The following is a 1,846-nucleotide window of genomic DNA, read 5'->3' as shown; positions in this document are numbered from 1 at the left end:
TATCGCATGCTCCGGGAGTTCGTGGATTTTGCCAATGTATTTAACTAACTTTCTATTTAGTCGTTCAAAGCCATGTCTTTCAATTTCGCAAACAAATTCCGTACCGGCTTAGCGCTTAAAATTACCAGAGTTATGGCTGCTTCAGAGAAGATATAGATAGCATTGTAGGCGAGGGAGTAAGGCAGGGGATCCCAGCCTTCCCAGGCATAGTAGCCGAAGAAGATCCATCCGGAGATCACGGCAAACACATATCTTCCAAGAACCCCGGCAATATATCCCTTGATCAGTCCTAGCTTCGCATTGGAGAAGAGACCGGACAGTCCCAGAGCGCCGAAAGCAAGAAGATAGTCTACCACCAGCTGCAGGGGATATAATACATAGGGATCTATGAGCAGCTGCAGGACACCGTAGGCTACACCTGTGGCAATACCGGCACCCAGACCGAACCAGTAGCCGGGCAGGCAGATCACCAGCATGGAAAGCAAAGTAATGGAGCCGCCGGTAGGAAAATGGAACAATTTGATATTGGAAAGAACGGTTCCCAGGGCAATGGCCATGGCACAGAATGCCAGCTGTTTCACGGTGAGCTTGCCGTGCTTCATCCTGGAATCACCATCGGAAGAAGCGGGAGCTGCCGCAGTCTTTTTCATCTGCATGCGGGCAAATAAAACAGCGGCCGCCAACAGTGCGGCCAGAATGATCACCAACAGGACATTTCCCAGGGTAGTGGGGATATAAGTAGTCTCTCCCCAGTCATTGGTAACAGCAGTGTACAACATAAAAAAATCCTCCTTCGTGTGTGCGAGGAGGGACAACATCGTATTCATACAGATAAACTCTCTGTATGAATAATGTGCTTCCTTACGCCGGTATTACCCGGTTCAAGTAGTGAGGGTTAGAAGCGGAGCCTTGACGGCGGCACTTCAATCTCAGCGATGTGCTCCCCTAGCGGATATTCTATTTACCTGTTTACTATAGTGCTTTATCGTAGCAGTGTCAAGCGTTTACTTTCGGAATGCCCCGGGGAATTTATAAAAAAGTTTTCAACACCTGCAACACTCCGTTTTCCCAATAGGGCGCACAGGTATCCCTTGCAGCGGCAATGACTTCCTCTCTTGCATTGGAAACAGCATAGCTCATTCCGGCGCTTTGCAGCATTTCGATGTCGTTCAGATTGTCTCCAAAGGTACAGGTCTCATCTGGCGCAATCCCCAAATATTCCTGGAGAAAACGGATCGCAGACCCCTTATTTACCCCAAGGGGATTGCAGTCCACCCATTCTTTTCCGGCAGAAGCAAGCTTCGCCCGGGACTGCCAGGTGGGAGTGAAGACAGGTGCACACATTTCTTCACAGGCGGAAGGATGATATACAGTGAACTTGATCACATTGTCCACGGGCGTTTTCATAAGATCGGCAGATTCCCGGATGTCATATCCGTAGGAATCCGTAAGCCACCGGAACATCCGGCTTCCAGCATCTTCCGCCAGGCAATAATCCGGTGTGGCAATAAAATAATCGCAGTCCGGTAATTCATTCCGGACTGTCTCACACATGCCGTGCCAGATCTCTTTGGGTAAGGTATGCACCTTTAAAATTTCCTTCGGTGTGCGGACCACGGTACCGCCGTCGGTGATATAGAGGAGCTTGTCGCGGATGGGAGCAAAAAGCTTCCGCTCACTGATAAATTGTCTGCCGGAACAGGCAACGAAACGGATGCCTTTTGCAATCAGCTTTTCAATGACGGTCATGTATTCAGGATCCAGCATCAGAGTGCCGTCCTTCAATAGCGTGCCGTCAATATCGGTTGCAATAAGTTTGATCATAGTGCCTCCTGAATCTTACATT

Annotated in this window: 2 protein-coding genes and 1 riboswitch; both genes read right to left on the bottom strand. The window is 49.2% G+C overall.

Going from position 1 to position 1,846, the window contains the following annotated elements:
* Window positions 1-56: 56 nt before the first annotated feature.
* Entirely contained in the window at window positions 57-779 is a 723-nt protein-coding gene (locus DWZ61_RS15950) for an energy-coupled thiamine transporter ThiT (RefSeq protein ID WP_118504990.1), read from the bottom strand.
* Between the two features lie 62 nt (window positions 780-841).
* Window positions 842-957, bottom strand: a riboswitch (TPP riboswitch).
* 72 nt (window positions 958-1,029) lie between these two features.
* The gene (locus tag DWZ61_RS15945) at window positions 1,030-1,824 is read right to left on the bottom strand and encodes a Cof-type HAD-IIB family hydrolase (protein WP_117467330.1); all 795 of its coding nucleotides are present in this window, start codon (window positions 1,822-1,824) and stop codon (window positions 1,030-1,032) included.
* Window positions 1,825-1,846: the final 22 nt, after the last annotated feature.

Origin of the sequence: Clostridium sp. AF34-10BH, assembly GCF_003478095.1 — a bacterium.
Lineage (GTDB): Bacteria > Bacillota > Clostridia > Lachnospirales > Lachnospiraceae > Acetatifactor > Acetatifactor acetigignens.
Note: the sequence above shows the minus strand (reverse complement) of the source record. Positions and strands in the feature narration are given on the sequence as shown.